We start from the raw sequence: 6211 nt of genomic DNA, 5'->3' as shown, positions 1-6211 counted from the left end.
CGTTTTGTTCGTGGAAAAACAGCTAATATATTTCGTTTAAAATGAACCACACAGAGTTGATGTTTGGCATTAGGGAAGACTTTTGCACTAGCGTTTTCAATAGATGTTAAGCCGTCAGAGACCACTAATCCAATACTTTTTACACCTCTTGTTTTTAAGCTCTCCAACTCTTGTTGCCACAATAAAGCTCCTTCTGTGGGATGATTTACAATTGTTAAAACCTCCCTTGTTCCTTCTTCTTTAATGCCTAAAATTGTGAAATAGCCTTCTTTCTTAACCGAATCATCTCGCCTTGTATAAACAAAAGTAGCATCAATATAAAGTACTAAATAATGTTCTTCTAAGTCTCTTTTAAGCCATAATTCAATTTCTTTTTTACTCTCATCAAGTAACTTATCTGCTGCTTGCTGTAATCTTTACCGTAAAGTTCTTCATAAACGTCGCTTACTTGCTCTGTTGTTAAACCTTTTCTATAAAGACTAAAAATGAGTTTTCGATGCTCTTCATCCTCATTTCTTAGAACTCCAAGCAATGCTGGATAAAAGGTACCTCTTCGTGTTCTTGGTACCTTTAAAACCATTTCTTTGCCAAAACCATTAGTAGTTCTAGTTCTAAATCCATTTGCATAATCCGTGGGATTTTCTAGCGGATGCAATACCCGTTCTGACTTCATAAAGGTCTCTAAGGTCATTTGCATTAATAAATTCGTTCCATTTTCTGAATTTGCAACTTCCAATAATAATTCCGAAATTTGAGCGTGTGTAAAGTCCATAATTGTAAATTTTAATGGTTCATAATTTTAAAATTACAAAAAATTCTTTACACACTTTTTTTGTACAGTATCCGTGTTTTTAGGCAGATTCAGAAGTAAGCCGAATACAATTAAAAAAACATAAAAAAATCCAATTTTGAAAAATTTTAAAATTGGATTCTTTATTACCAGTGGTATTTTGAACTAATATCACTAAAAATAGATTTAAACCCAAATTATGAATGAGTCTATTGTACCTAATATTAACAATAATGAGCTCGATACAATATCGAGCTCATTATTGTTAATATTAGGTAGAAGTCTTATTATTTTACCTTATGACAAATAGATCTCTAAATTTTTCCCAGAACGTTTTCTGCCTTACTTCTTGACCGTATCCGTATCCGTATCCGTATCCGTATCCGTATCCATTTATTACATCGGTATCATTCAATACCATAGACATATTTGGTAATTTCCCTTCTCTGTAAATAGAACTTGGTATTTTCAATAATTCTTTTTCTAAATATTTAGCTCTAACTACATAAATAAAGGCATCAGCATTTTTAGCAATAAGTAAGGTATCTGTCACTAAACTTACAGGAGCTGTATCAACTACTATGTAATCATATTTTTCTTTTAAATAATCAAACATTTTCTCTAATTTTTGACTCATTAATAGTTCCGCAGGATTAGGAGGAATAACACCTGCTGGAAGAACATCAAAAGAATCATAATTAGGCAATTTAACTATATAATCTTCTATTTTTGTATCAATAGTTGTAAGATAATTAGTAACCCCTCTATTAGGTAATTGTAAATAATCGTCTAAACGAGGATTTCTAATATCCAATCCTATTAACAAAACCTTTTTACCTGTTAGTGCTATAGTACCCGCAAGATTTACTGTAACAAAAGTTTTTCCTTCGGCAGGTAAAGTAGAAGTTAAAAAAATCGTTTTAGCCCCAGTTTCTACTTTTGAATTTAAAATAAATTCAAGATTAGTTCGTACAATACGCATTGCTTCGGCCGCACTTGAACGACTTTCTAATTGAATAATTTCTTCGTGCGAATCGGAATGAGGTACATCTCCAAGGAATGGTATTCCTAACTTATCTAAATCTGCTTTTGTCTCAACCTTTGTATTTAATAAATCTCTTAAATAAATAATTAAACTAGGTATTAATAAACCTATTAAAATTGCCATGAAATAAATAATCAAAGGCTTGGGAGAAATAGCTTCTTCAGAAGCATAAGCTTTATCTATTATTTTAGAATTAGGGGCTGTAGCAGCCAGTGTAATTGCTGTTTCTTCTCTTTTTTTGAATAAATACAGGTATAATTCTTCCTTTATTTGTTGCTGGCGAAATATACCTCTATATTCTCTTTCTAGCTTAGGAACTTTATTTAATTTTGAATTTAATAAATTACGTTCCCCTAATAAATCGTTGTTTTTTAGCTCTAAAGCTGATTTTTGTTTCGATAAACTTTGAGCTATAGACCCTTTTAAAGTTAAAATACGATCATTTAATTTCTCTATATTCGGATTATCCGATGTTGCACTTTTTAATAATCTATTGCGTTCAATCACTAACATATTAAACTCATTGATTAACCCAGCTGCTGATGCGTTATCAGAAGGAATTAAATTTATAGGCAAAACATCTGTCTTATCACTCTTCAATTGAGCAATCATCATATTGATAACAGACAACTGAGTTCCAACAGAAACTTTCTCTGTATTAAACATAGATGCTGTTTTTAAATCCAATTCTACCTCAGCAGAAATATCGGTAAGCTCGTTATTCTTTTTATATCTTTCTATATTTTGCTCAACTCCTTGTAATTCTTCTGTAACGATAGCTAGACGATCATTAATAAATTTTGCAGTCTTCTCTGATATTAAATTCTTATCAAGAATAGCATCTTGGTTATAGTTTACTACTAGCTTATCTAAGAAATCAATGGCTCTTTGAGGTACTGGATCTGTAAAAGTAATTTCCACTACATTTGTTTTTTTATTGAGTGGTTGAACAGAAATCATTTTTTGAACGCTACTAATTTCTTTATCCAGATCTTTTATAGTTACCTGATACGTTCCTTCTTGATTATATTTTAGCTTTCCATCATCCTTATAAACAGGTGTTCTCTCTACAATAAAATTACCCAATCTTGCAGTTTTTATAATCTGATTGTAACGATATTCTCCTATTAAATCTTTATTTTGGCTATACAATAGAAATTTTTTAACGCCTTTTAATTCTACTAGAAGAGTTGTGTCTAAATCTATCTTTTCTTTATTTTCAAAGAAGAATTTTATGGGACTCTTTCCATAAACATTCGTAGTCTTAATCCTCCCAACAGCATAATAATTTATATTAAATCCGCCTGACAACAAGGTTTTTCTTATAATGTTTCTAGATTTTAAGATTTCAATTTCATCATCAATCTTATTTTTAGTTCCTCCAAAACCACTAATATCTTCTAAAGCAGAAAGCTCAGATGCCAAACCTCCTGATTCTTTATCTTTTATTAATACCGTAGTAGATGCTTTATATATAGATGTTGCATAACGTAAATAAACTTTTGTTAGACATAGTAACAGCATGATTAAGACAACAAACCAATACCAATTTATCAAAAATTTATTTAGTATCTGTTTTATATTTATTTCACTAATATTTTCTTCTTGGGGCATGAAATTATTTTGCATTTTATCATTATTTTTTAAACAATAGTACTAGTGATATAAGAACAGAACTCAACGAAATCCAAACGGGTATATTTTGGTTAAATGTAGAGGCATTAGCTCTTGCTCTATTAGGTTCTATATAAATTAGATCGTTCTGCTTCAAATAATAATACGGTGAGTTCATAAAATCAGACTTCGTTAAATCAATTCTATGATATGTTTTCTTCCCTTCATTTTCTCTTATTAATAAAAGATTTTCTCTTTTTCCATAGATGGTCAAATCACCCGCTAAACTTAAAGCTTCGGGCAGTGTAATACGTTCACTAATTACATTAAAACTACCTGGTTTTACAACCTCTCCTATAACACTTACTTTAAAATTCATTATACGAATATTAACAATAGGATTTTTTATATACATTTTTAATTTATTCTTTAATAAATTAATTGCTTCTTCTTTTTTTAATCCTCCAAAAGTTAAAGTTCCTATAACGGGAAATTCTATTTGGTTTTTTTGATCTACCAAATACAATTGTTGCTGTCTCTGACCGGGTGCTCCTTGATTATTAACATTGGGTGCCGTGGTACTTTCTAAATTGAACGGAGCTGCTGCCTCAGGATCTGGAGCAGAAACTGTAATTAGTAACAAATCATCGGGTTGTATTTTAGGTTCAAAAAACACTACACTTTCAAAATTCGAATTATTAGATAAATCCGAATAATACGCTATCTTTTTTTGTTGCGAACATCCTAATACAAAAAAAGAAATTATTCCAAAAATAATTAAATAAATTTTACCTCTCATATATCAATTTTTATCTAAAATTTCATAATCCGAATTTAAACTTTTAAATTCTGGCACGATCATTTTCATATATCCTACTATATCATTATTAGAATAGTTAAATGTAGTATCAATCAATAATTGAATATTTTCTTTCACACATTTATAATCTTCTATCATATCCTGAGCGACTAATATTTTTTCATGATGAGTAGGCAAGGTTTTTGAATCGTCTTTCAATAATTCTTCGTGCAATTTTTCACCAGGTCTTAGCCCTATTTCTTTTATTTTAATATCTACGTTAGGTATTAAACCTGCTAATCGTATCATTTTTTCTGCCAAACTATAAATTTTAACAGGTTTTCCCATATCAAAGATATAGATTTCTCCTCCATTCCCCATAGTTCCTGCCTCCAAGACAAGTTGACAAGCTTCAGGAATAGTCATAAAATATCGAATTATGTCTTTATGGGTAATAGTTACTGGACCTCCCTCTGAAATTTGTTTTGTAAACAAAGGAACCACAGAACCATTAGATCCTAAAACATTTCCAAAACGAGTTGTAATGAATTTTGTTGTTTTGATATTCTTTTTTAATAATTCAAAATGTAATGATTGAACATACTTTTCTGCAATTCGTTTACTTGCCCCCATTACATTGCTCGGATTTACAGCTTTATCTGTTGAAACCATTACAAAACGATCTACTTGATATTGAACTGCTAGATCAGCCAAATTACTAGTTCCCATTACATTAACAAATATTGCTTGGGATGGATTTTCCTCCATCAAAGGCACATGCTTATATGCTGCTGCATGGTATACAATTTTAGGCAAGTATTTTTTAAACAATATTTCCAAACGCTGTTTATCTCTTATATCAGCGACCTTAGCAATAATATTAATAGAAGATGTATCATATTTATCTAACTCAATTAATAGGTTATGCAAAGGACTTTCTGCTTGATCTATTAATAACAATACATCGGGTTTAAAATCTATTACTTGTCTAACTATTTCGCTTCCTATAGAACCTGCCGCACCTGTAATTAAAACCGTTTTATTGGTATGTGTACTAGAAATCGCTTTATTATTTAAAACTATTGGCTTCCTATCTAATAAATCTTCTATCTCAAAACTCTTAATTTTTTTTGAAATTTCTTTTTGATTCTCCCAATCTGTAACAAGAGGCACTGTAAAAACTTTAATCCCTAATTCTAAACATTCATCTACGAGTTGGATTTGATCTTCTCTTGTTAAACTCTTATCAGCAATAACTAAACCTGACACATTATTTTGTTCAAATAAATTCGAAAGATTTTCTCTAACACAAAATATAGGCAGCCCCAATGCTCTTTTAGAATCATTAGATTGATACTTGTCTATAAAACCTTTTATATGAAATCGTTTCGGTATTTCTGACAATAGAGCATTTGCCACGGCTATAGCATTCGCATCTGAGCCATAGATAAGTAGTATTTCTTGTTTCCCTACTAAAATATTAGAAAAATATATTTCAAATACTTTTTTGACAAAAACTCTATAAAAAAAAAGTAAACAAAAAACTATAAAAGAGTTTACTAACAAGGCAGTCGTAAAATATAAATCTACGGAAAAAAAAGTTTTACTAAAAGCATCTATTATTACTAATGATGAAAAAGCAAAAAATTGTGCAAAAAAAATTTTAACAGCATCTACTATAGAAGAATGCCTAATTATACCTGAATACGTTTTGAATATCCAAAAGAAGAAAATATTAACGAAAAAATATAAGGGAATTTTAATTCCTTCGTATTGCGTTGTTATAAATTTAAGATTAATTCCTTTAAATAAATAATAGGTTAATGCCGTAGCAAAACTAATTACTAGAATATCTAAAAAAAGAACAGACCATCTAGGCAAATAACCTACATTATTTAAGTCAATTTTAGACAGAATTTTATTATTAATTTTTTTATTTAAGTACTCTCTCACTTCTTAAAGA

The 6211-nt window shown here is 29.8% G+C and carries 3 protein-coding genes and 1 pseudogene; all 4 read right to left on the bottom strand.

Going from position 1 to position 6211, the window contains the following annotated elements; all coding sequences use genetic code 11:
- Positions 1-673, bottom strand: a pseudogene (locus B0A78_RS14900) (IS256 family transposase); the annotation flags it as partial.
- A 409-nt stretch (positions 674-1082) separates the two neighbouring features.
- Positions 1083-3464 carry a GumC family protein gene (locus B0A78_RS09835; RefSeq protein ID WP_097609637.1) on the bottom strand — a complete coding sequence of 794 codons (2382 nt, stop codon included), beginning with the start codon at positions 3462-3464 and terminating at the stop codon, positions 1083-1085.
- Between the two features lie 7 nt (positions 3465-3471).
- Entirely contained in the window at positions 3472-4248 is a 777-nt protein-coding gene (locus tag B0A78_RS09830) for a polysaccharide biosynthesis/export family protein (protein WP_014166565.1), read from the bottom strand.
- 3 nt (positions 4249-4251) lie between these two features.
- Positions 4252-6201 (bottom strand): polysaccharide biosynthesis protein, encoded by a 1950-nt coding sequence (locus B0A78_RS09825; RefSeq protein ID WP_097609636.1) that lies wholly within the window; start codon positions 6199-6201, stop codon positions 4252-4254.
- Positions 6202-6211: the final 10 nt, after the last annotated feature.

Source organism: Flavobacterium columnare NBRC 100251 = ATCC 23463 (assembly GCF_002530675.1).
GTDB lineage: Bacteria > Bacteroidota > Bacteroidia > Flavobacteriales > Flavobacteriaceae > Flavobacterium > Flavobacterium columnare.
Note: the sequence above shows the minus strand (reverse complement) of the source record. Positions and strands in the feature narration are given on the sequence as shown.

What these genes read in the sequence shown, in the direction of transcription:
- B0A78_RS09830 (WP_014166565.1), bottom strand. Translation starts at nt 4,248, where the DNA reads ATGAGAGGTAAAATTTATTTAATTATTTTTGGAATAATTTCTTTTTTT.
- B0A78_RS09835 (WP_097609637.1), bottom strand. Translation starts at nt 3,464, where the DNA reads ATGCAAAATAATTTCATGCCCCAAGAAGAAAATATTAGTGAAATAAAT.